Raw genomic sequence first — 865 nt, forward strand, 5'->3', positions numbered from 1 at the left:
ATTAGCTGGTATCAATTCGATACCAGCTTGTTTTACAACAAGGAAGAAAGTGAAAAATCCTGATTCTTAGGAAGGAAAGCCAATTTACATTTTTTCTCCAGATTGACTAATCCGCTTCTACCATATACAATACGTTTGAGGACTTTGAATTTGTTGTTGTTTCCTTCAACAAATCCAGAGCTTACAGAAAGGGATATCGCATTCTTGACCGGAGTGATATCCCTTTTTATTCCATTGCAAAAAGATTCTATCTCACTCGCACCATACTTTCCCAAATATTCATCCAGTTTTGCTTCGTCTTTCCCCATTAATAATGCATGAAATTCTTTGAACATAGATTCAACTTTTTCTACAACAGGATATTGGCTTTTTATCTGATCAATATATTTTTCAATATTGGGGTCACGTTTCGTTTTAGGATTACAGGTCAGGATATATTTGAGCAAATCTGTCCTGGTGATTATTATCACTTCAGGTGGTAACACCCATTCCATAACCGTTTTTGCATTGAACGGGGTTCTGTCTGGAAAATTATTTTTTCCGATAAGATAAATATAGTCTGCAAGGTTGCGCTCAGATTCGTGAAATGCTTTTTGGCGCTTTATATAAAAATAAATCAGTTCATTGCTGCAACCATCAGCCATCATCTTATAAATGACATTTAGCCACGCATTCATCGGTGATTCCCGCTTTTTATAATGATTGGGATGATCCAGACGGGAAATGTCTTCCTGCGTCATGGACAGATACCTCTTTGCTGTCACTGACGATATTCCAAATGCATCTGCTGCGCCTTTTAGCCGCGGTTTCTTTTGTTTCGCCCAATACTCCTGTATGTTCCGGATCAATTGCTGTTTTTTTTTCG

General features: G+C 37.7%; 1 protein-coding gene. It reads right to left on the reverse strand.

Features of this window, described 5'->3' with window-relative positions; all coding sequences use genetic code 11:
* Positions 1-32: 32 nt before the first annotated feature.
* Positions 33-865 (reverse strand): transposase (locus tag DW826_RS18420; RefSeq protein ID WP_242994153.1); only part of this gene is annotated, 833 nt, incomplete at its 5' end.

It is taken from the genome of Clostridium sp. AM34-11AC (genome assembly GCF_003435375.1).
In the GTDB taxonomy this organism is placed as follows: Bacteria; Bacillota; Clostridia; order Lachnospirales; family Lachnospiraceae; genus Pilosibacter; species Pilosibacter fragilis.